Origin of the sequence: Pseudomonas sp. RW3S2 (genome assembly GCF_014268955.1) — a bacterium.
Classification (GTDB): Bacteria; Pseudomonadota; Gammaproteobacteria; order Pseudomonadales; family Pseudomonadaceae; genus Aquipseudomonas; species Aquipseudomonas wayambapalatensis.
In genome coordinates, this window is sequence record NZ_JABWRM010000052.1 from 1 (window position 1) to 340 (window position 340).

Annotated in this window: 1 protein-coding gene; it reads right to left on the minus strand. The window is 68.8% G+C overall.

Annotation, left to right across the window (positions count from 1 at the left end; all coding sequences use genetic code 11):
- A partial coding sequence (locus HU748_RS26180; protein WP_186722547.1) for an AMP-binding protein occupies nucleotides 1–340 on the minus strand: 340 nt, incomplete at both ends.

Sequence of the window (340 nt, forward strand, 5' to 3'; positions counted from 1 at the left end):
GCCAGCACCACGGCCTCGCGCACTTCGTCCTGCTCCATCAGCCGTGCTTCGATCTCGCCCAGCTCGATGCGCAGGCCGCGGATCTTCACCTGATGGTCGATACGCCCCATGTATTCGATCACACCGTCGGCGCGGTAGCGTGCCAGGTCACCGGTGCGGTACAGCCGCTCGCCGTCGCCGAAGGGGCTGGCGACGAAGCGTTCGGCGGTTAGCCCAGGACGGCGGTGATAACCCCGCGCCAGGCCGGTGCCGCCCAGGTACAGCTCGCCCACCACGCCCACCGCCACCGGACCGAGACCGGCGTCCAGCACGTAGGTTTGCAAGTTGGCGATCGGCTCGC